The sequence below is a fragment of the Lysinibacillus contaminans genome (assembly GCF_001278945.1).
In the GTDB taxonomy this organism is placed as follows: Bacteria; Bacillota; Bacilli; order Bacillales_A; family Planococcaceae; genus Lysinibacillus; species Lysinibacillus contaminans.
Genome location: NZ_LGRV01000007.1, coordinates 371223 through 395321, shown reverse-complemented (window position 1 = coordinate 395321; position 24099 = coordinate 371223). Strand labels below are relative to the sequence as shown.

Below are 24099 nucleotides of genomic sequence, written 5' to 3'. Positions count from 1 at the left end.
CATAGAAATTAGATTACTCGAAAGTATAGCCACAATGGCAACGACTGAACTGCATCGATATCTGCAACTGGTTTTAATCGACCAACATGATTTAGACAACTACCTAGGCCTCAACAAAATTTAAAATCTGACATTTAATACACCGAGGCGTATTTGATAGAGTAGAGCTCTCACCTTCCTTTCGACATTTTACTTCTATAACACTATCAAAAATATGACAGAATAGCTATAAAACATTCATGTTATTTTCCTATCTTTCATATTATTGGAGAACTATTATCATTGCATAAAAATAATAAGATTCGGAAAATTGACTCTTATAATTCCTTTCAATCTTTGTTAAAATAAAGTAGAAATATAGGAGGTTAGAATATGAAAAACACATTAATCATCACACTACTTTTCGCTCTATTAACTTCATTATTATGGAATCCCGATATAGTATCCGCTGATGAGCTATCTGGACATGCCCATGAAAATGGCCTACGCTATTTAATTTCTAAAAATGCATTAGAGAAGGATGCAAGCGGTAGCTATAATGCAAATAATAACGTCACACGTGGTGAATTTGCTTCTTACCTATCAAAAGTGTTAAATTTCACTGAAAATAACGAGATACAATTCAATGATGTCCCTGATACATATGCTTTTGTGCTAGATATTCAGCGTGCAGCAACTGCTGGTATCATTACTGGCTATACGGATGGTTCTTTTAAACCAGATGCCGCAATTTCAAGACAACATATGGCGGTTATGCTTGAGAGAGCTATTGATTATTTAAAAATCCCTAAAGGTACTTCTTCTATTACTTTTAAAGACAATTCTTCGATTATCGCAGAGTATCGCCCAGCAGTTGCAGTTGGAGCTCATTTAGGAATTATTAACGGCTCTAATGGTAACTTTATGCCCGAAAAAAATGCGACTATTGGACAAGCAGCTACGTTTATTCAGCGCTTAATGAAACTTTCAGGTGATCAGGATGCCGATTTCGCTACTTATGTAATTAAAGAAATTTCAAACAGTGCGCTCGTTGGCAATCAAAGTTACACAACCTTTGAAGATGCTGAAAAAGCTATGACGAAAAGCAATCAAGTTATTGTACAAAATGATAAAATTGTCAAAATGTCTTCTGGATATGTAGTGACAAACAAATATGTAGCGCTCTACTCAGAAACGATTAAAGATCAAATTTCTGTTGCTGGTAACACAGAGATGGAATACTTAAGTAGTGATGCGACGCAAGTAAAGGTACGATTTGCTGACCAAGTAGGATATTTAAAACAGGCTGACGTTACGTTAATCCCATTCTCTTTAAGTAAAGGTCGTTCATATTATTCAAATGAAAATGGCGAGATTCAACATAGACTTTACGATTACGCAACAAATAAATATTCTGCTAGCTATATTTACGGAAAAGCACCTGCTTTCATGAAACCGAACGAAGAATACTATAGTTGGAATGGTATTTACTTTACAAATGCTAATGGATCATCAAAAGGTACTGCTTATAACTATTATCAATTCTTACCTGCACGTGCTACTACACAGTATACAGCACAGGAAATTGACGATTATATTATGTCGAAACTTTCAGAAATGGAGAGTACAGGGTTAACTATTTACAAAGATGCTACAACGAAGAGTAAATTAATTGGTTTAGGTACTGCCTTAAAAGAAGTTGAAGCAAATTACCAAATTAATGCGATGCTTATTTTGTCACTTGCACAACATGAAAGTGCTTATGGTATGAGTGATCATGCACAAAAACTAAATAATTTATTCGGATTGTATGTTTACGATACAAATCCTCTCAATAAAAACTTCGAGAGTGTTGCAGTAAATATAAATGAGCTCGTGGAGAAGTTTTTACAACCGAACTATATTACACCTGGCGGCACTCCCGGTAAAAATTATGCCAATGGTGCTGTTGTTGGCTCAAAAGCATTAGGCTTTAATGTCAAATACGCATCTGATCCATATTGGGGAGCTAAAATTGCGGGTCACTATTACCGCGCTGAAAAAGCAATGGGCTTTAAGGATGCAGGTAATCCATATACTATTGGCTTAACAACATCAACAGGGTTAAATGTACGTACAGAACCGTCCACTGGTAATAGCCCACTCTACACATACGCACGTAGTGGTATGCCTGTCATTGTGACAAGCTCAGACACAGATGGTTGGTACGAGGTTATTTCCGATAAGCTCTATACGGGACCAGCTTATATTAGTAAGGAATACATTCAATTCATTGATACGGTTAAATAACAAAAAGGTGTTATCCACGCTGCAAAGAGCAACGGTGGATAACACCTTTTTTTAATAACGAACTTTATTTTCAGTTTTAATAATGGACGACGCAATGATAACGAAGCCAAGCATTAATATGAAGATTAAATCAAGTAAACCAGTATGCATCGACACTGTAAATAATGTAATCACAAATGCGTAGGCTACTGAATGGAAGCTACGAATGCCACCTTGTTTTACTTTATTGTAAATAAGTGATATCAGTACTCCATATAACAGGAATCCAATTGCTACCAGTAAATAACCGCCGTCTAAGAACAATTGTCCAATAAATGTCGGTGTTGTCGTTCTTGTTGGTCGCGTAATGTATTTACCTTCCTCAACACTTAACGAGTTTACAACCTCGGTTACCTTCATACGTGGCGAAATTTGCTCACCTGGTAAAACGGTACTGAAGATCCCGCGATGAATTTCACCATTTAAGTAACCTTCTTCTTTTGTATACTCCATAATTTTACTCAACACGATATGTCCAGTTACCATTTCACCATTTAATGCTCGCATCCATTTTGGTGTTAAGTTAACCTTTTGTTCAACCGTCAATAGTTTTTCTTCTTCCTCTACTGACAATTCCACATCAGGCTGGCTCCGGTCATTAAATTCTTTCGTTGTATCCTCTGTCATAACACGCATGAACCCAAACATGGTGAAAGCCACACCAATAACAACTAATGTTGAAAGGAACCAAGTCAATTTCACACGTTTTACTACGTAATGGAAAATAATAATACCTGTAAACAACATAATAACTAACGGAGTACGATAGCCCATTAATAGGAACAAGAACATCACGACTGCGAAAATCGAACCATACACTAATGCCTTTTTCCACGTCATTGTCTTTTCTAAAATCATTTTATACGACAATAACAATAAAATCCCGAACCATAATAATTGGCTAAAGAAATTTAATTTCGGATCAAGATTTCGACGAGTTGATTCATCGGAAATACCTAAGCCACCGCCAAAAATCATCATTAAATAAGAAGCTAATCCGATTAATGTTAATAGTACAACAAAGTGAATCACATATTTCCCTAAGAAAGACAGTCCGAATGACGGAATTGTCCACTGCAATTTATCAATGATGTACACCCCGATGTAATAGCATACAAGTGCTAAAATCACTGCAGGCCAAATCGATACGCGTACATTAAATAAATCGAATCGATGGAAATCAAATAAGCTTATAAAGAAATACAGTACTAATATAAAAGGCAAGAAGAAATACGGTGAAAACGTATCAATCTTATTGACCTTTGTTAAAAATGGCTTCAGTTTATTCATATGTGTAATACATCTAATAAGATGTTATTGCCCTCCTCTATCTTGAGTTTTGCATTGTTTCTCACAATGCTGTTTTTTTATTTTCCCCAACAAAACAAATGTTATTATATCATAAAAACTTATAGACTTATAGAAAGGATTCGACTATTTTCGCAGGGGAAATCAACAATTACATTTTTCTACAATTTTCAAAAAATTAACTATTATTCCATAAACTTTGTGCTATATTTTAATTTAGACTGAAAAAATACTAAATAAGGCGGGAAAATTTGAAAAAACTATATACTTTACTTATCTTAACTTGCGGTTTCATATTATTAGCTGCATTATCCCCTGCTCAAGCTGAGGCAGCTACAAAAAAAATTGGCGTCATTTTCTCGGAAAGCAGTGAGAAATATGCCAATACAATACATCCTGGCGGGAAACATGAAGGGCAAACCGTATCTCCAAAAGTAGATTACAGCTCAACGTATAACAAAGAGTTAAAGGCATTTCTTCTCTATCAACAACAAGGCTTTAATGTCGAAAAAATTTACGAAAAGGACTTAAATAACTTAGATTCATTAAGTCAATACGACGCCATCGTTTTTGCTTATACAGTGATGATGAATCACCAGCAACGCGAAAACGTAAAAATGTATGTACGTAATGGTGGAGGTGCTATTTTTGCTTTTCAAACAGCACGTAACGAGTCCGCTAAATTTCCAAAGACAAATCAAATGGATTTATCACCATTAATTTATGATGTTGACTCTTGGGTAATGGAATGGGACAACCTAACAGAAGTATTTAATGCTCGGTTTATAGATGATGTCATGTTAGCTAACTCCACTGTCAGCAACAAAAACACGGCACATCCTATTATTCAAAATGCTACAAAGGATCTTGGGAAAAACACATTAAAGCTACAGAAATCTGACTCCGAATGGATAGAGGTTATTAAGCCTTGGCAAGGTGGAAACGCTACACCAATCCTATTTTTCTCAAACTATGATTCTACAGATAAGCCACAAACAATGAAGAAAAATGAATTTGGTGCTGCACATGCTATTCAATATGGTAAAGGTCGTGTAGTACAAATTGGCTTTAAGATTTACGACTACATTAACATTACGACAAAAGAAGATTGGCAGGATGGAGAAAACGGCTTTGCCTTCTCTACAACACAAGGCGATGAGGATGCACAAGCGTTCATGAAGCACTCACTAAACTGGGTTGTAGAAAACCATAAAGACTATGCACCAAGAAAATATAACCTTTCTTTAAATACTGATGGTGTACAAAGCTATATTGCACCATCTGGTCAATTTGTCTTCTATTCTAATGTCACAATAAAAAACAACGGTAATGTACCTGCACGCGGAACATTAAAAGTAGAAATTCTAGATGCAAATGGCAATGTTGTCGGTAAAGGGCATGAACGCTATATCCCTGGCCTAGCTGCTGACACTACAACTGATAATGCAGATAAAAAAGATATTAGTACGCATTCTGAGAAATACCAAATTTTCATGCCAGGTAATTTAGCAATAGGCACTTATACCATCCGAACTTCATTTATAGAAGGCCGTGATGATCGTAAAAATGCCGATGAAAAATTTGCAACGGTTGCAGAAATTAAAACGCTATCCCGCGTAAAAGGTTCCAATAAAGCCGTAATTGGTATAGCACCACTATTTCCAGATGTAACTATTTCAGGCGGTGCCTATTACGATATTAAAAATTTACAGGCACTTGGCATTATTAAAGGTAGTAGTGGGAAGTTCAATCCACAAGCTAACTTAACACGTGTACAAGCAACTGAAATGATATTACGTGCATTAGGTATCGCTGCTTCAGAATCAGCTACACTAAACGCAAGTGACATTAAAGCTGGTGACTACGGCTACGCTGTATTAGCAACTGGAGCTCGCTATGGAATCCTCGCCTTAGAGAATGACAAGATTAATGCACATCAGCCTATGACGCGTGCTGACATGGCCCGTGCACTAGTTAGCGGCTTTAAGCTTCAGGGCTTCACGTCAAATACATTTACAGACGTACCAACTACACATACTTACTATAAAGATATTCAGGCGCTTTACGCTCTAGGTATTACAACAGGCTACTCGGATAATACATTCAAGCCAACTAACACTGTAACACGTCAAAACTTTGCACAATTCGTCAATCGTACACTTTACGCAAACTCTAAATAAAATAAATCTATTACGCCTCAGCGTAATAGTAGGGGTTTCTACTGAATAATGAAGATAAAACAGCGATTTCCGATAGCAGGAAATCGCTGTTTTATTTATTACTATAGAACGGGGTGCCTCAAGATTATAAAGGGAGACATCCCATTCTATCAATCTATTATTTTTTCGTATAGTATTGCAAAATCCCTTTATAAATAGATTCAGCATACAACTCCATATAACGTTCATTCGTCAGCTTATTGCGATCCGAATCATTCGTTAAAAAGCCAAGCTCCACTAAAATCGAAGGAATCAATTGATTACGAATAACATAATATTGTTGCTCTTTAACACCACGGTTTTTCATATCTAAATTCGTGACAATTTGATTATTTACAAATGTAGCTAAATCAATATCCTCTTGATGCATATCACCTGTTGTCACAGCATAATATGTCTCAGTGCCTTGTGCAGAGGTATTTGCAGCGGAGTTTACATGAATACTCACGAAAACTTCACCATAGTTTGCATTTGTAAAATCTACACGATCCTGTAAAGAGGGATATGTATCACCAGTACGCGTCATCAATACATTAGCACCAGCAGCTTCAAGCTTCTGCTTCACAAGTGTACTGACTTTTAATGTAATAGCTTTTTCAGAATAAGAACCGTTAACAGTACCTGGGTCTTTTCCGCCATGACCTGGATCAATAACAATGATACGATTTTGCAATGCATTTCCAGTTTGATTCAATAGTTTTAAATAGGATTTATGAACATAACCTGTTTGACCGCTATATGTGATTTCTGCCCAATAGCCATTTATTTTGCCAACTTGGACAGACTCTCCTTTTTTAAGCTTACCTAACACAGTAGAAGTATTATCTGCTGAACTTCGAACATTTAGGTTGTCAACCGTTACTCTCCCTAAAACATTTCCTGAAACAGGAGGTGTAATAGGTGGTGGATTCGGTGCAACAGGCTCTTCTGTTTCAACATCGACAGTGCTATCTGCGACAATATATCCAGGTAGGCCGTTAACAATTGTTAAATAATAACCACCAACAGTCTTATACACTGGTAATGTCACATCTTTTTTTATAGTAGAAATGACCTTTGAAGAAGAAGTTGCTTTTACATATAAATTAATAGCAGCTGTCGTTGTCACTTCTTTCTGAACAGATCCTAATGCTTGTCCATCAGCGTCTAAAAATTGTGCGGATTTTTTCTGAATATATGCGTATGCGCCCTTATAGGTCACTTTCAACCAGTCACCCTCTACCGCATAAACAGATAATTTACCACCTTTATTGACAGTCCCGACAACATTATTAGATGAAGAAGAATCCTTCGATTTACGAATAGTTACACCATCCGCTGTTACTTGTACTAACCCAATAACTTGCGATGTATCTGGTACTGATTCACCCTTTACAGGAAGCTCTAAACGATATTTTTCACTCTTTGCACGTGCGACAAATAGTGCAAACTGTGCGCGTGTTACTTGACTATCTGGTTTATAGTATTGTCCGCTACCTCTTGTAATCCCGTTATAATAAATCGTATTCACATATTTAACATAACTATGTGTAATTCCTACGTCTAAAAACGGCGAATCTATATTTTCATATGCACTGGCATCTAAATTAAATGCCTTTGTCAAAACATGACTCATTTCATCACGTGTTAAAGGCTTATTCGGTAAAAATTGCCCTTTTGTATTTGTGACAAAATACCCTAATTGTATGGCACGCTCCACATATCCTGATAACTCTGTTCCGACTGTAACATCTGTAAAGCTAGACTTTTTTACGACTAATGGCTTGTTCCCAGAGGCAACAACGACCATTTTTGCTACTTGTCCACGTGTCACATTATTATAAGGTTTGTAGTATTGTTTTCCTTTTTCTGTATATCCTTTGATAACACCTAAACTAACTAAATAATTGATCTCTTCATAAGCTTCATGCTTTTGAGGTACATCTTCAAACCCTCCACTGGCATTTGCACTATGTATAGTAAACATAGAAGCTGAAATGAATAAGACGCATAAGATAAGACTGATTTTTTTAATGTTCAATGTCTTATTTCCTCCCTTCTTGTTCTAATCACGTGTCTATTCTATCAAAATTCACTAGACAAAACATCATACAATATTACTGTTCGATTCTCTTTTCGCTTTCACCCCGTTTCCTAAGAATTTTCATAAAAAGAAGAGAGCTTGCAATTGCAAACCCTCTTCAAATTATACATTATTTAAAAGAACTTTCCCTGCAATTATTCAATTTAAATATAGCCCTTATTCAAATCGAAAATAAAACCATTTATTTACTATTTTTGGATTCTATTAATAAATGTTTCTAGTTGTTTGATTTTTAACATTTCGTTATAACCAAAGCTTCCGTCATCGTTACCAGATGTAATGCCGTTAGAAGCTAGAATTGAAATATACTTAGTAGCCCAATGATTTTCTGGAACATCATTAAATGTTATTTCTTCGCCTTGGTTCTCAATTCCAAAGGCAACTACTAAAACTTTTGCAATTTGAGCTCTTGTCATTGGTGATGCTGGGTTAAATTTACCATTGCTATCGCCTTCGAAAATACCTAGTTTCGCAACAGCTGCAATCGCACCTGCATGCTCATATGTTGGTTTTACATCAACAAAGCCTGTTTCATTATTTGATGTATCAAGGTTTAATTTTTTTGCAATTTGAACTGCTACTTCAGCACGAGAAGCATAAACTGAAAAATCAATAGTTGCTTCTTTTACTTCCGCCACTTTTTCAACTTGCTCTTGCTGCTCGCTATCTAATGTTGTAACACGTTTAGCACCCACATAGCGTGAACCCCAATAATAAGGGTCATTCATATCTGAATAACTAACACCCTTACCAGTTTGTGAGTGTATCATTTTACTGTCACCTATGTATATCGCAACATGTGAAATACCACTACCACTTGTATTAAAGAATAGTAAGTCTCCTACTTCAAGATCGCTTTTCGAAACCGCAGTACCTTGCTGATATTGTGAACTAGATGTACGGTTAAGTTTAACACCTAAGTCTGAAAATACTTTAGAAGTAAAACCAGAACAATCAAAACCACTTGTTGTTGTACCACCATATACATATGGAGTATTTAAATATTTAGTCGCTGTTGCAGTTAAATCAGATGCTGTTGCTGCTTCAGCGTTATCTATTGGAGTTGCTGTAAAAAACATAAATGATGCAAAAATCGGTAATAACCATTTCTTATTCATACTTTTGTTATACCCCTCTCGACTGCTCTTTTTTGCCTATTCATAGACTAACACAATTTTTGCCGTTTAAATTTTTCAATTGTGTAACGGTTTAGAAAATAAAAAAAAACACTGATATAACAACGTTTTCACGTCTATCAGCGTTTATAAAACGACATTCTCTTCACTTTTTTCAAATCTTTGTAACATTCCTGTAATATATGACACGCTTTGTTACACAACGACTTATTGACTAGAAAACATTTGAACCCAGTAGTAATTTCCTTTATTATCCTTCTCGACAGCTACACCAGTATTCGTATAATTAGTTTTCATAATGTTATCACGATGTGTTGGTGAAGCCATCCATGCCTTCACAGCAGCCTCGGGTGACGGAATATTTCTTGCAATATTTTCACCAAAACTTGTATACGAATAATCAAACAAAGTCGCTAAATCCCACGGTGCTCCGTAATAAGGTGAGACGTGCTCAAAATAATTCAAATTCACCATATCCTGCGCTTTTATGATGGCGATTTGTGTCAATGGCGTATCATTTGTAAGTAGATTTAGCTTATTCTTCTGTCGTTCGACATTTATTAATCGAATCACGTCCTGTGACCAAACTGTCGAAAAATTCACAGTAGGGATATAATCTTTTGATAGATAATCGTAAGCTACTTCAAATTTCTTAACCTTTTGATTGAAGTCAATACTACGCTCCACTAATACCGCTAATTGTGCACGTGTCACCAATCTATTCGGCGCAAAATGTTTCGGGTCTATACCTTGAATAACACCCACATCAGCTAAAGATTCAATATAATCTTTGGCCCAATGCGTACCTAGAACATCAGTAAATTTACTTTTATTTTTGGTATCTACTTCAATTTCGTAAGCAAGTGTTAACATTTTTGCGATATGCATTCGTTTTAATGGCTCTTCTGGATGGAAGACATCATTGTTTTGCAAAACGCCAATTTCTACTAATTTACATATTTCTTTGTAGTATGGGTGCGTTATAGATAAATCATTAAAGTTAGGTAAAAAAGAACTTTCTAGATTTACCTGCATAGATCGGGCAATAGCGCTCGCTGCCTCAGCACGCGTAATTACTTGCTCCGGTTTAAAGGTTCCATCCGCATATGTAGGCATATATCGTTTTGTTAACATATGTTGAATAGAAGAATTTGCCCAGTGCGATACTGGTACATCTTTTACTAGATTAGGTGCAGCAACAGCTGTACTCACGCTAGTTAAACTTCCTAAACAGGATGTAACTTGTAAAATAAGAAATAGTACGACAATGCCCAAAATTTTTTTAAACATAGATACCTCCTATAAGCATTACTTGTATAAAAAGCCCAAATTAATATCCATCAATTTTAACCATATCCCTCTATTTATTGACTCCTATTAATCAGGCTTCACGCAGCCTACAATCTACATAATTCTAAGATACCATTATTACCTTAATTTTCCTATATTAGTTTTTTAAAAAATCACTCTATTAATTACATTAGAGTGATTAATTATTTATTCAATTTCCGTAATATAAAAATCTTCTTCAAACTTTTCAAGCGTACGATAAATGAATAAAGACATTTGCCCTCGTTTTACATTTGTATAAGGAGAAAATTGCGTAGTTGTAATCCCTTGTGTAATTGAGTAGTTTACCAATGTTTGAATGTACTCATTTGTTTCAGTGTCACTTGTGAAATCCGAAAATGGCGCCGAAAGCTTTGTCGCCTGTTCTAATTGAAAACCAAGTGTCAAAATTTTAGCCATTTGACTACGTGTAATAGGGCTATTTGGATTATAGTTTTCTCCTTTTTGAATAATGTTGTTCGCCGCAAGTGCCGCAATAGGTCCATAATAGTTATGAGACGTTGGAACATCTTCGAACCCTGGATTTTCTATATTTCTCGTATCTAACTGTAGTGCTTCAGCTAAAAAGGTCGCTGCTTCTCCACGAGTTAAGTTCTCATATGGACTAAATGTTGTGGAAGTCGTACCAAAGACAACTCCCCTACTGTATAAGTCACTAACTGCCTTATATAACTCCACTTCACTACCTTCATTTTTAACATCTGTAAATGGCATGCTAGTTGCTGTTGCTGGAACTGCATATACAAAAGACCCTACTAAAACTGAAGCCGATAAAGACATTATAAACTTCGATTGATTTCTTTTATTCATGAATGTACTTCCTCCCTAGATAATAAAGGAGCTATCCCAAAATAACTTTTAGGACAGCCCCTCTCATCATAGCTTATTTATTGCATGTCCAGATACTCTTGCAGTACGCGGAAATTATACACAAGACCCTGTTGTTCAATTGTTAGTGCACTATATAATTTTTGCGCAGCTAACACTTTTTTCTCAAAACTTCTGTCATCCGGGTCAAGTATCGCAATTGCATTCACCACTTTTAACACTACCGCTACATCTTTTTCTGCCTTTTTCAGTACATCCTCATTAAGTACTTGTCCCCTTACCTTTGAATTTAAAGCTTTATAGGCTGCTGATGCATTCGCTACATCTTGTACATATGTGCTAGAGGTTGTCGATAAGCCCGCGATAAGCGCAACTACTTTCTTCACTTCACTCATATTTTGCTCAGCTTCTAATAAGACTGAGTAGTTTGCAACCTTTTGCTTATCTGTGGAACTTAAGCTGTCATAATCTCTACGCACCAATTCAAGCATACCAAAGTACATTTTGTCGTTTGGTTTTAACTCCGCAATGCTCTTATACACTTTAATAACACTATCTAGTGATAATAAAACTTGCTCGTTATAAACATATCTTCGTTGAGTGGCCGTTAATTTATCATAAGCCTTTAAAATCTTTTGATATTGGCTTTCCATGTCTCTCGCCGTCATCAGTTTTTCAATCTCTGCAACAACGCTCATAACTGGCTTCACAATCTTCTCCTGATCTTGCAGTACTTTATAGTTTTCAACCGCTTTTTGTTGATCTTTCGGCAATGCATTATATGCGGCTCTAATTTCTTCTATTCGTTTAATATATTGCTTTGGATCGACTGATGATAAATCATTTATCATTTGTACTACATTCCCACCGCCTAAAATACTTGTTTCAGCTGCTTGTAGTAAGTGGTAGTTCGCTACATATTGCTTCAAGTCTGCTGAAAGTGCATCATAGAGTGCTCGTGCCTTTGTCGTATCCTCATGGAATGTTTTACTTGATGATTTTAATTTACTAATTAACTCGATTACTGTTGATACTGGCTCATAGTTTTGTAATGTGGCAATGTTATTTACATATTTTTTCTGATCTTTTGTTAATTTATCATAAGCTTTACGTGCTGAATTTACCTTACTTACAAAGTTACTTTGTTCAGGCTCTAAATTTTCAATTTGTACCATAACACTTAAAATTGGCTTTACTTCTCTTTCACGGTTTGTTAAATCTTTAATGTTAGAGACTAATTTCTTTTGTCCAGACGGTAACTTATCGTACGCTATACGCGCATTCATCAGCTTCGTTAAATAATCTTCTTCTCCTGGTAAAGCTACTTCAATAAGAGCTATGACCGTATGTGCAGATGCTAGTTCTGTTTCTGCTTTCACAAGCACTTCGTAGTTAATAATGGCCTCCTTTTTTTCTTCAGGAAGTGCATCATAATTCGTACGCGCTGTTTGTAAATCTTTTAGGAAGGTCTTACTTGTTGGCTTCAATGTGGCAATTAAGCCGATAAGTGAAGCAACATCTTCAACAGCTGTCAAGTTCGCATAGTTTGTGACACGTTTTTGTGACACTTCATCCAAAGCATTATATGCTTTACGCGCTGCAAGTACTTTTTTCGTGTAATCTTTACTATTCGGATTTAATGCTGTGATTAAATTAATGACCTTAACGACAGCACTATTATTTTTTTCGTATGTTGTTAATGTTTTTGCTTGTTCTACTAGCTTTTTCGCATTTTTGTCCATAATTTTATATTCTGCAACAAGTGCCGCTACCTTCGCTACAATTGTTTCAGCAGGCTCATTTACTAGTGCTAGTACGCGATCATCAAATACTTTTGCAGTCGTAATATATCCTTCCGCTGTCAAAAGAGCACCGTGGTTTGTCACAAGGGCTAATGCTGATGGCGACAATGCGCCATACGCATCTTTTGCAGCTTGAACATTTGCTTTATATGTTTTTTGGGTTGTCTTTAACGCATCGATTTGCGTAATCACGCCCATTGCAGCAACTCTATCACTTATTAAAGTGCTATAGTTTTTTACATACGTACGCTTTGCTTCATCAAGCTTTAGATAAGCAGTATTTGCTGACTTTGCTTTTTTAATATAGTCCTTACTTGCTGGATCTAGTTTTTCCACAAGCGAAACTACACTTATCACGGCTTTATGAGACTTCTCTAAATCCGTTAACACTTTTAGGTTTGTCACACGCTTTTTAGTAGGTGCATCTAGTGCCTCGTATAATTTTCGTGCATCCAGCATATCTTGCACAAGATTTTGAGAATTTTTTAATGCCTCAATTTTTGTTAGAACCGTTTCTAGATCCGTTTCTACTTTTGAAAGATCAGCCAGCTTTTCACTTAGCTTCGTTTTAATTGCATCTAGTGCTACTACTGCATCAACCTCAGCAGTTGATGAGTTTAATTTACCCACCTCTATTTGTAGAGCTTTAGTTTGTGCTTGATAGTCTGCTTGTGTCGACTTTAGTGCATTCACTTTTCTCGATAAATCCGCATATATAAAATAAAGTTCAAGCTTTTTAAAATCTTTCACTAAACTTTTTTCTGTAGCTCCTAATTTGTCAAATGCTGCTTGAGCTGCGATTGTTAGACTTTCAAATGTAGTTGCCGTTGGATTTAATGCAGCGATTAACTTATCAACATTTAAAGAATCACTATATTTCTTTTCCCAATCTGTTAATTCAGTTAGGTTATTGATAATTTTTTTCACATTTGCTGTTGTTGAAGGACTGTCGTAAGCTCCACGTGCAGCATTAATTTTTGTCATTATATCTGCGGGTGCCGTACCCTTTATATCCTTAATAAGTACTTCTATTGCCACAGCAGATTTAATATTCTCTTCTGCTTCTGTTAAATCTATAGCATTTTTCACGAACTCCTTTTTTAATAGGGCTGTGTATCCTTGCATTAGATTACTTACAGCTGTACGATACGAATCGTCACTAGATATTTGCAATGCTGTAATTTGTTTAGACACATCCGCCGCAGCTTTAAAAGGTGCAAGATCAATAAAGTTCGACACAAACTTCTTCACATTTTCGTTTAATTTTCCGTAAGCTGTTTCAATAGCAGCTACTTCGCTAATAAAGTTAGTAGCCTTCGCAAAGTTTGCTGGTGTCTTTGCCTTTAATTGCGTAATACTATCTTCAACTTTTTGCGCAGTAGTGATATTTGTCAACGCTTCCGTATAAATTTTATAAGGAGCAACTGTTTTTCCCTTAGGGATGTACGCGACTACAATTTTCTTGTTATCCGCTGATAAAGTATTGTATGCAGTTGTCACCTCAGCCACAATCGTTTTAATGTTTGCATAATCTGGCGTAGGGTTCTCAACTTCCTTCATCAAGTTGTCTAAATTTTTAATAGCATCACCTATAGTAGCGACAGCAAATTTCATTGTCTCTAGCTTGTCAATATCTGCTCCATTAGTTTTAAAGTATGCCTTTCGAGCTGTTTCGTCATGGCCATATTGAACGGCTAATCCAAGCATAGAAGTGATTGCCGTTTGTGGAGCTACAGTTACTGCATCTTTAAACGTCTTTTGAACCTTTGCATATGAATTTTCTATTTCCTCGTTCATAAAATCAAGGTATACGTTATATTCTACTTCCACATCTCGTACTAGCGAGCTACTTGTATACGTTAACTTATTAATATTTGTACCGAGTGATTTAATTTTTGTCAGTAGTGTCTTTTGTGCTCGAACATACTTTAATTTTGCTTCTACGAAAGTTATTTCATCTGCAGTAAAACCTTCAGATATTAACCCACCAACACGACTTTCTGCAATCGTAATCTCATCAAGAGAAGATTTATCCGTTAAATTTTTATACATTAATTGTAGCTGGTCTTTACTTTCTATCGCAGCTATCGCATGATTGTATATCGATTGTGTTATATTTTGAGTTGTTGCCTCTTGTTCTTGTGCATTGACAATCGCCGCTGGGGCTAATAAAAGGCTCGTTATTATGCCTACTCTTAATTTACTCTTCAAAAGACCCACCCTTTCATTTTTTTATTTATATAGGAAAATGGTTATGTACATTTTCATTTTAGTTTACTTACTTTAGTATCGGTTTTGTATATTTGATTTTAAGCTATTCTATTAAACTAAGAATAATATGTAATTTCTGATGTTAATAGATTGTAAAAACAGGAAGTTATTTTCATATTACTATATAATTGTTTTTGTATGACGTTTTATTTGAAATTATTGAGGGAATCTTCATAAGGAATCGACTATTTTTATATGTCATTATGATCTAACTAGGTGTATACTACATCTTTGATATTTACTAATTTAATAGAAAGGAAGCTGTGTATGTTCTACCATTATAAATTTTGGCATAGCTTGACACATCCAACCTACTTTACACAAATCGTAGAAAAAGGCGAAATAACCGGATACAAAAAACGTGCATTCACTGTTTTCATTTTCTGCATACTTTTATTCTCAGCACGTGAATTTTGGGGTATGGGTACAGAAGGTTTAACTACATTATTTGCGATGGATTCTCAAGTTGAATACTATCTGGCTCGACTACTCTCAATGGTTGGCGTGATTTTGTGGGCTATTTTATATTTTTGCTTTCACTACTACGGTGTTACATACTTCTTGCATATCTTTACCGAAATTCCGTATAAATGGATTCAAAAGGTCCAACTCTATGTCGTGGTATTTTTACTAATTGAGAAAGCAATTTTATTTGCTGTTTTCTACGCAGTTGGCTATTCAACTACATTTTCATTCTTTTCGCTAGCTCCACTGGCACAGCAGATTATTGACACTGATTTCGTGTTATTCGCCATCAATCAATTGACTGTCGCTACTATGCTAACAATCCTTGTCCAATACACGTTCCTATCAAAATGGGATGAAGAGACAAGTAAAAAAGTATTACTAGCAAAAATCATACTCTTACAAGTGATCATGGCTATATTCGTTGGTATGGTTAGTGTTTTACCTCTTCAAGAATGGCTAATAAGGGGGTTAGGTTGATGCGTTTTATAAAATCTAGACCTTGGACGAGCATTAGCATCGTCGTTATGGCTATCTTAATCGGCTTAAATGCTTATTATGTTTTTAAAAATGACAGTAAAGTTGCACGATCTTACTTTATCGATGAATATCAAAAAGCGTATATAGGTGACAATGTGGAGCGTATCAATAAGGAGACAATTGTAGCACCCGCAAAAACGTACACGATATCCGCTGATGCGAAAAGCTTATCGGCCATTACTGTGAAGCGTGGTCAGGAAGTAGCAGCAACAGATCTACTTGCTACATATAAAACAGAAGAAGTAGATGATGAATTAACGAAGCTTGATGCCGAACGTTCGGCATATGAAACTGAGCTGAGTGATTTAGAATCTGCACTTTCTCAAATCGAAGTGGACTCTGATCCGACAAGTTCCATCAATACAGACCAAATTAGCGACAAATTGACGGTTACTGTCGAAATGGAGCTAGCTGGTCAAAATTCGACATCGACAGCAACCGCCATTTTAAATCGACATATCGCTGAAACAAATCGACATATTGCATTAATAGAAGCCCAAATTGCACAAATACAGGCTCGTCAGGGTGTTATCAGTCCAGTTGATGGCGTAATTTCGGATATTACAGAGGAAGCTGGGGCAGTAACATTTGAAATTTATTCTTCTGAAAAAGCGATGCTTGCGTATTTATCTGAGGATGAGTGGCAAAAGGTCATAGATGGACAAACCGTCGATTTTGAATTGCAGCATTTCGAGGATGCGTTATCTGGTGTAGTACTTGAAAAACAAATGATTGCCACAGCCAAGGATTCGACTTGGGCAAACGAGCTTGCAAAAACCGTGAAGCTACCACAGCCTTCAAACTATGAAGTAATGTTACAACAAGACGAATTACTTGAATCAATTCCTTTTTCAACAATCGGCAAAGCTTCCATTATTGTAAATGAGGCCATTGATTCTTATAAGGTAGATAAAAATTGGGTAAAACCTTCAAAGGATGGTGTACACAGCCTTTATATTGTTGGCCATGATGGTAAAATTCGTCTTGAAGAAATTCAAGTTGCATTCGAAACAACAAAATCTACTATTTTCACTGGCTATTTAGATGAAGGAACGCCAATGCTATCAAATGAAAAACGAAATATTATGGCACGTTCTTTCCGCACAATGCCTGTTAGAAAAATTGAATGGCAACAGTTTAAAGAATTAGACTGGAAAGAGTACGTAAAATATATTGTCTTTTAAAATGAAAAACTCCCTGAACTGCTCGAGGGCACTGAAAAACTTACGTTTTTAAATTTGTAGGTTCATTTAAGATAAAAATAGGCGACTTCTTGTTCATCTTGGAACAGGAAGTCGCCTATTTCTTTCGGTTATTTTACTCTTTTTCTTTCAATAACGTGAGTATCCGTTTCAAATTGACGGCGAATATAGTTGTGGCTCCTTGCATTTCCATCCCAAATAGACCCGCAGATGATGCTACATCATACCCGTGTCCGTTCTTTAACTCACTGTTTTTGGCTTCAATTTTATAACGTGAACGCGCCAGTTCTTTAAAATCATCTGTGTTCTGAAAGACTTCCTGTTCTGCGTGTTCCATCGATTTTATGGTCACCGAATAGGTCTTATTTTTAGCACCTTCTTTATAACAACCTTCGCGCAAAGGACATACTTTACATTTTTCTATGTCAAAATAATAGGTTTGACGTTGGTTCTTTCCGACGTTCTTTTTATTCGTACGTGCTGTGCGAATTGCCATATGTCCTGCTTTACACACATACATACCAGCATCTTTATTAAACTCAAATTCTTCTTCTTTCGTACGTCCACCTTGTGTAATCTGCGGATTTAGTTTTGATACAAGTTGAAATTCCTCTGTTTTAGCTAATTGGAGATTGTCTTTCTCTGAATAAGCTGCATCACCGATCACTGTGTCAATTTCTATGCCTGTTGTTTTACTTTTTTCTATTAATTCTTTTAAGTATTTCCCATCACTTTTCTCACCCGTTGTCACGACAGCGGCAGTAATGATGCGTTCATCGCTCATAGCAATATGCGTTTTAAATCCAAAGAAAGAAGAGTCCATTGATTTATGACCAATACGTGCGTCTGGGTCTGCGGAATAGCTAAGTTGTACTTCAAAATCTTCGACCACTTCTTTTAAAACATTTAATTTTTCTTTGACAGCAGGGACACACGCTATTTTTGGTTGTGCTTCCACGATTTCTACGACTTGACGGCAATAATCGAGTTCATCATTTACTTCGTTAGAAGTGGTTTTGGGCGGGAATTTTTCTTTCATTGTTTCATCAAATTGATAGACAGCTTTACGGACGTTTTTTGATTTCTCCTGTAAAAATTCCTTTGGTGATTTTTGATTGTAACGTGCTTTTGTATGTGTGGCATCAACAATAATCGTTTTACTCGAAATGATGTTTTTCTCTAACGCAATCTCAACCGTTTTTCCAATCAACAAATCTAATAAACCCACATCTTGAAGACGGAGTCGGCGAAATTTCGTTAATGAACTTGAATGAATGACATCTTCTTCAGGCGCCATATCTAAAAAGTATTTGAAGGACATATCGTATTTCGAGCGTTCAACCAGATCTTCATCGGATACATCATAAATCGCTTTTAATAATAAATATTTGAACATACGAATAGGAGGCACAGCATTACGACCATTATCGAGACAATATTTAGTTTTCAACTCATCTAAAATAAATGAGAAATCGACAAGTTCATTGATTTGGCGAAGCATATTATTTTTGGGTACGACGATATCATAGATCGCCATAAAAGGGCTAAGTTTCAGCGTTTCTTGGTTTGAAATCATTTTAAATACCACCTACATACATTGATAACCTTAGTATAAAACAAAAAGCAGTGGAAAGTTCGATGCAAACGAGCTTTCCACTGCTTAAATTAAATTTTGGACTTTTTCAGTGCCCTCGAACTGCTCAGGGAGTTTTCTTTCTATCATTAATAAGACGGTTCTTCCATTTCCTTTTGTGTAGATAGCTCGTAGTACATTGCTGTCACACCACTAACTGAGTAAACCGATCCATGTAAGTACATTTTCTTCCCATTTTCGCCCATTAAACGAACTGAAAACACCGCATTGCCCGCGCCAATTCGCTTCACAGTCACGCCATCCTTTGAGAATTCAACATCAACAATTTTGTCATCAATTAAAGCACCTGTATACTGCTCAACTTTATAACTTTGTACTTCAAAACCAATTTCTTTTGTTGGTACAAACAGTTCTTTTCTCTCTGTCGCTTCTGATAAATAGATGTCATAGCCATCTACTGCCGCATGAATGCCAACACGTACAGACTTTCCTGCATCATCTGAAAATGTTGCAACATACTCACCAGCTTCTAATAATGTTAATTCATAGGCTGTTCCCTTTGGAATACTTTCCCCTTCCCAGCCATCAAAACGATAAGGCTTGTACGCGTATGCTTTCGGGCTCACCGTATGGCCATCCTTCGTTTCTAGCTTTAGATTTTTGGCATTAATGCCGTGATCCTCCTCAAAAAATAACACAGTACCTGGTGTCAATTCGTCAGTTTCCTCACAAACCATCTGCAGTTTGCCATCAACATTAGTTACCGTTACGCGGTACTTATTCAAGCCAATATACTCATAATTCTCTTTTCCATCTACTTTATAGGACGCTACTACAAAAGAACCCGTTCCTTCTTGTAAAGCCTCGATATCAACGCTATCCTTTTGAAAACGAACATTGAAAAATTCTTGCTCTGTCTCCGCTATCCAGTTGTTAGCAGCTATAACTTCAATGACATCTGCCCCAAAATCCTTCGCTTTAAATGATTGCATTACTCGATTTTTTTCCAAATTCTCAATACGCTGAATGAACAATGCTAGCTGCGAACGCTTCACTGTTTCTTTCAAGCCAAACGTATCAGCCGTCACACCTTTTGTAATGTTGTTTTCATAGAGAGGTCCAACCGTATAATAAGCATTTGAATATTTCACAATATCTTTAAATGGCAAAGCCTTGTCATATTCATACTCATATAAATTATAAGCAGCCGTTAGCATACTCGCCATCTGCTCACGTGTAATTGCTCGATTGGCGCCAAATGAACCATCTGCCAATCCTGAGACAATATTTGCATTTTGCAGAGCAGCAATTGCCCCGTAGTACTCATCATTAGGCAATACATCAGTAAACTTTGGATCTTCAACTTTTTTGGTATCTAGCTTCAGCAGTCCAGCTAAAATTTTCGCTACTTGTCCACGTGTCACATCAGCAAAGGGCTTAAATGTCCCGTCTGAGTAACCACTAATAATGCCTCTCTCTACTAGGCTTTGAACAGCAACTCCGTATTCCTTCGTATAATCTACGTCAGTAAACCTCTCTGCTGCTTGTACATTTGGCACGACAACAATTGCACTCGTCATTAGTGCTGTTATTAGTGCTCCTTGAAATAGTTTTTGTTTCTTCACTGTTCCATCCCCTTAATGTTTCAATGTTCTACTACTTAGTTATACGTTTAAACAATCTCTTAAGTTTCAAAATTTTCCATAACTCATTTTCATTACATAGGTTGACAATAAAATATTATTATAGATACCTTGAAGCAGAAAATTATAGCTAGTAACTATTAACCCTTATTTTATTTACAAATTCTCCCTTAACTATATTTATTTCTGTTCTCTCCATTATATTCCTCACTTTCATGTAGCCATTCAATGTAGTTTTATATTTAAATCCTGTCATTTTAGGCAAGCAAAAGAGCACATGCCTTGTGTCGCATGCGCTTCCCAATTTCTATGTCATTAGTATTTACTATAATCGTCTGTTTCTCATTAGAAAAAATGAAGTAGTTTGTAATTATTAATCCTTTTGAAATAACAGAATACCCAGCATTATAAGAGTAAGGATAGTAGGAATTAACTATATTTGCATTCATTACTCCCCATTTTGCTCATCGCCAAAGAAGAAAACATTTTTACTTACCATCGAAAAAAATAAATTTTCCGATTTCACTACAAAAAAGAGAAGGCTTAGGTTTCCCTAAGCCTTCTCTTTTATTAGTTATTATTAAGGTTTTACAACGTTAACTTTAACTTCTTTTTTGTGCTCGTTTTTCGCTTTTGAGTTATCTGTAACTACTTTTAAGGTTGGGTTAAGTGTTTCGATTGTAATATCTTTCGTTAAGTCTAATGTTGTAGCAGTAGACCCAGAACCTTTAACCACTTTAAGTACTAATTTGTTCTCGAAACCAGATGCTACTGTTGCAATTAATTCACCAGTTGCTAATGCTAAAGTATCTGTTCCTTGTACAATTTTGAATGAATCAAATACATTGTCGCCTGTTAAATTCATTGCTTCGCTGTATGTTAATTCAATTGTTTTGTTGTCAAGAATTTTAGCACTTTGTAAAACTGGTGCAGTGTTATCTTCTACAGACACAGTACCTGTGAAAGATTTAACCGTTTTAGTACCAGCAATGTTCTTAACGTTAGCTACTGTGAATACAGATGCTTGATCGTCTTTAGCAATTGATTCTACTGGTAATGTAATTGTAGCAACTTTTTGAGTTGAATCAAGTGTAATTGTAGTTGCAGCAGGAAGTGGCTTACCACCTAATGTGTAGTTTACAAGATCTGTTGCTGAACCTTCAACCGCGCCACCTTTTACTGCTTCTGGGAATGTTACTGTAATAACATCGCCTGTAGCAGTTGGTAAGTTAGTTTTTATTTCAAACTCAGAAACTAGGTCACCTTGACCGAAATCGATAGTGTAGTTGAACGCATCTGATTTGTTACCTGCTTCAGATAAATCTTTTACAAGATCCTTAGCAAATGAAATAGCAAATTTGCCTGTGATCGTTTTTGCTGTTGATAAAGTATAAACTACTTTCTTACCGTCAGCTGATACAACTCCTGTTAATCCTGCAAATGTTGTAGTATCAATTACACCATTTTCGTTAACTACTGAACCAAAGTCAGGAGTAGTAGTAACAGTAACTTTTTCGCTGAAGTTCACTTCGATTGCTTCAACTTTACCAGCAGAATCCTTAACTACGTTATAACCTGTAGCTACTGGTTTAGCTACATCTTTTACTAATGTAACATTTTGTACTGAATCAGTAGTTTTGTTACCTAGTTTATCTTCCATATCTTTAGGTAATACAACGCTAAATGTACGGCTATCTTTGTTTGTGTAAACAGTATCTGTTATAGCAATAGTAAATTGTGTACCCTTTGTATCAGCTACTGGAGTAATTGCTCCGATATTAATGTTTGAAAGTGTTTCATCTTTAACTGTAATACCAGCAACTTTAGAAACGTTCATAGATTTGTTGAATGTTACTAAAATTTCTTTGTCGCTTCCACCAGCTGTTACTGTCGCTACTGGAGTAGCTGCATCAACTGCCACTGTGAAGTCTGCTGACATTGTTACTACTTTGTTACCAGCAGTATCTTCTGCATTGATTACTTCTACAGTATGTGTTTTACCAGCTTCAAGGCTTAAACCAGTTAATTCAATTGTATCTGAAGTACTTGTGAATGGAGTTACTGTAGCATATGCACCATTAACTTTCACTAATGCTCCAGCTTTTACTGGCTCAGAAAATTTGATTGTTGCTGTTTTAGCTACGTTACCATTCGTTAAAGCTTCAACGCTTACGATTGATGGTGCTAATTTATCTTCATATGTCATTTTACCAACATATTTTTCTAACTTAACTTCTTTATCAGCTTTTGTTTTGATAGCTTCAACTACTACAGTTGCATCTTCAACTTTAATAGCGCCGCCACCTGTTGTCATTGCTGCAGTTAGTGTTAATGTTTTACCATCTTCTGATAATACTGGAGCTGTTAAAGTAACACCTTGAATGCTTACTTTATTAGCTACGTCTGCTTTATCAACAGCTTGAGTGAATTTAACTTCAACTGTTACACCGTTAATCGCATTTACTGATTCTACTTTATATTCTGCTACTACATAAGTAACAACAGCCGAATATGTTTTACCATCAATTACAAACTCTACTTTTGTTTCTTTGTTTGCTGGAAGAGCTGTTGGTAATGTTACTGTGTGCGTTTTATCATCCGATAATGTTACTTCTAAAGTAGTTGCATCTTTAACTGTTACTGTTTTAACAGTTAGTGCTTCTTCTTTAACAATAGTAGTAATCGTACGGTTTAAGAATGACGCGAATTGGCCACGTGTTAATGAATTTTTCGGGTTAAACGCTTTTACGTTTGTAAGTTCAGCGTATTCTAAAGCAATAATAGCTTCACGGTTTTCGTCAGCTGATGCTTTCTCTAAATCTGTGATTTTAGATTCGAATTTTTCTGCTTTATAGTCAGCTACTAAATCAACACCATAAACTGTGTTAATAGCACGTACTAATACTACTGCCATTTGCTCACGAGACATATTGTTTGTGTGCATTAATTTGTTGTTAGAACCTTTGAATACGCCTGCATCCTTAACAAGTGCTGCAAATTTTACTAACTCTTGGTCTTTAGATGTTGTTGGTAAGTCAGTGAAGCGAGCTTCTTTGTCGAAATCAGCTGGAATTTCATAGCCTTCTGATACTAACCATTTCCCTAAGAACTTTGTTACGTTACCACGTGTAACAACCGCGTTAGGTCTGAATGTACCGTCAGTATAACCACCTACGATATTTAATTCTGCTAATGCTAAGATTGCCTCTTTATGATCACTTTTTTCGATATCTGAAAAGCTTGCTGCGCTTGCTACAGGTACTATTGCTGCTGCTACTAATGCTGCTGAAGTTGCGCCTACAACCCATTTATTTTTGTTTACTTTCATTGTTAAAACCCCCAAAACAAATT

13 protein-coding genes are annotated in these 24099 nt (G+C 36.0%); 4 read left to right on the top strand and 9 right to left on the bottom strand.

The window, feature by feature from the left end; translation table 11 throughout:
- Positions 1-372 precede the first annotated feature (372 nt).
- On the top strand, positions 373-2268 hold the full coding sequence (locus tag AEA09_RS18035) for an S-layer homology domain-containing protein (protein WP_053585338.1): 1896 nt from the start codon (positions 373-375) through the stop codon (positions 2266-2268).
- 51 nt (positions 2269-2319) lie between these two features.
- On the opposite strand, the gene AEA09_RS18030 is transcribed toward AEA09_RS18035, so the two are convergent.
- Complete coding sequence (locus AEA09_RS18030; RefSeq protein WP_053585337.1) at positions 2320-3597, bottom strand: oligosaccharide repeat unit polymerase; 1278 nt, start codon at positions 3595-3597, stop codon at positions 2320-2322.
- 269 nt (positions 3598-3866) lie between these two features.
- On the opposite strand from AEA09_RS18030, the gene AEA09_RS18025 reads away from it, so the two are divergent.
- Positions 3867-5795 carry an S-layer homology domain-containing protein gene (locus tag AEA09_RS18025; protein ID WP_053585336.1) on the top strand — a complete coding sequence of 643 codons (1929 nt, stop codon included), beginning with the start codon at positions 3867-3869 and terminating at the stop codon, positions 5793-5795.
- A 157-nt stretch (positions 5796-5952) separates the two neighbouring features.
- On the opposite strand, the gene AEA09_RS18020 is transcribed toward AEA09_RS18025, so the two are convergent.
- From AEA09_RS18020 to AEA09_RS18000, 5 genes are all read right to left on the bottom strand, one after another.
- Entirely contained in the window at positions 5953-7854 is a 1902-nt protein-coding gene (locus AEA09_RS18020; RefSeq protein WP_053585335.1) for an N-acetylmuramoyl-L-alanine amidase, read from the bottom strand.
- A 251-nt stretch (positions 7855-8105) separates the two neighbouring features.
- Positions 8106-9035 (bottom strand): C40 family peptidase, encoded by a 930-nt coding sequence (locus tag AEA09_RS18015; RefSeq protein ID WP_053585334.1) that lies wholly within the window; start codon positions 9033-9035, stop codon positions 8106-8108.
- 225 nt (positions 9036-9260) lie between these two features.
- A complete protein-coding gene (locus AEA09_RS18010) occupies positions 9261-10343 on the bottom strand; it encodes a CAP and S-layer homology domain-containing protein (protein ID WP_053585333.1) in 1083 nt (360 codons plus the stop codon).
- Between the two features lie 207 nt (positions 10344-10550).
- The gene (locus AEA09_RS18005; RefSeq protein ID WP_053585332.1) at positions 10551-11213 is read right to left on the bottom strand and encodes an S-layer homology domain-containing protein; all 663 of its coding nucleotides are present in this window, start codon (positions 11211-11213) and stop codon (positions 10551-10553) included.
- 77 nt (positions 11214-11290) lie between these two features.
- A complete protein-coding gene (locus tag AEA09_RS18000) occupies positions 11291-15244 on the bottom strand; it encodes a cell wall-binding protein (protein WP_053585331.1) in 3954 nt (1317 codons plus the stop codon).
- Between the two features lie 327 nt (positions 15245-15571).
- Here AEA09_RS18000 and AEA09_RS17995 point away from each other — a divergent pair, with 327 nt between their 5' ends.
- Positions 15572-16249 carry a hypothetical protein gene (locus AEA09_RS17995; RefSeq protein WP_053585330.1) on the top strand — a complete coding sequence of 226 codons (678 nt, stop codon included), beginning with the start codon at positions 15572-15574 and terminating at the stop codon, positions 16247-16249.
- Entirely contained in the window at positions 16249-17493 is a 1245-nt protein-coding gene (locus tag AEA09_RS17990; protein WP_053585329.1) for an efflux RND transporter periplasmic adaptor subunit, read from the top strand. The genes AEA09_RS17995 and AEA09_RS17990 overlap by 1 nt, the downstream gene beginning before the upstream one ends.
- Positions 17494-17626: 133 nt before the next feature.
- On the opposite strand, the gene AEA09_RS17985 is transcribed toward AEA09_RS17990, so the two are convergent.
- The 3 genes from AEA09_RS17985 to AEA09_RS17975 all read right to left on the bottom strand — a co-directional run bounded on the left by AEA09_RS17985 (position 17627) and on the right by AEA09_RS17975 (position 24076).
- The gene (locus AEA09_RS17985; RefSeq protein WP_053581933.1) at positions 17627-19087 is read right to left on the bottom strand and encodes an IS1182 family transposase; all 1461 of its coding nucleotides are present in this window, start codon (positions 19085-19087) and stop codon (positions 17627-17629) included.
- A gap of 146 nt (positions 19088-19233) precedes the next feature.
- Positions 19234-20730 carry an S-layer homology domain-containing protein gene (locus AEA09_RS17980; protein ID WP_053585328.1) on the bottom strand — a complete coding sequence of 499 codons (1497 nt, stop codon included), beginning with the start codon at positions 20728-20730 and terminating at the stop codon, positions 19234-19236.
- 598 nt (positions 20731-21328) lie between these two features.
- Entirely contained in the window at positions 21329-24076 is a 2748-nt protein-coding gene (locus AEA09_RS17975) for an S-layer homology domain-containing protein (protein ID WP_053585327.1), read from the bottom strand.
- Positions 24077-24099 lie beyond the last annotated feature (23 nt).

What these genes read in the sequence shown, in the direction of transcription:
- AEA09_RS18035 (WP_053585338.1), top strand. Translation starts at nt 373, where the DNA reads ATGAAAAACACATTAATCATCACACTACTTTTCGCTCTATTAACTTCA.
- AEA09_RS18030 (WP_053585337.1), bottom strand. Translation starts at nt 3,597, where the DNA reads ATGAATAAACTGAAGCCATTTTTAACAAAGGTCAATAAGATTGATACG.
- AEA09_RS18015 (WP_053585334.1), bottom strand. Translation starts at nt 9,035, where the DNA reads ATGAATAAGAAATGGTTATTACCGATTTTTGCATCATTTATGTTTTTT.
- AEA09_RS18010 (WP_053585333.1), bottom strand. Translation starts at nt 10,343, where the DNA reads ATGTTTAAAAAAATTTTGGGCATTGTCGTACTATTTCTTATTTTACAA.
- AEA09_RS18005 (WP_053585332.1), bottom strand. Translation starts at nt 11,213, where the DNA reads ATGAATAAAAGAAATCAATCGAAGTTTATAATGTCTTTATCGGCTTCA.
- AEA09_RS17995 (WP_053585330.1), top strand. Translation starts at nt 15,572, where the DNA reads ATGTTCTACCATTATAAATTTTGGCATAGCTTGACACATCCAACCTAC.
- AEA09_RS17990 (WP_053585329.1), top strand. Translation starts at nt 16,249, where the DNA reads ATGCGTTTTATAAAATCTAGACCTTGGACGAGCATTAGCATCGTCGTT.
- AEA09_RS17985 (WP_053581933.1), bottom strand. Translation starts at nt 19,087, where the DNA reads ATGATTTCAAACCAAGAAACGCTGAAACTTAGCCCTTTTATGGCGATC.
- AEA09_RS17975 (WP_053585327.1), bottom strand. Translation starts at nt 24,076, where the DNA reads ATGAAAGTAAACAAAAATAAATGGGTTGTAGGCGCAACTTCAGCAGCA.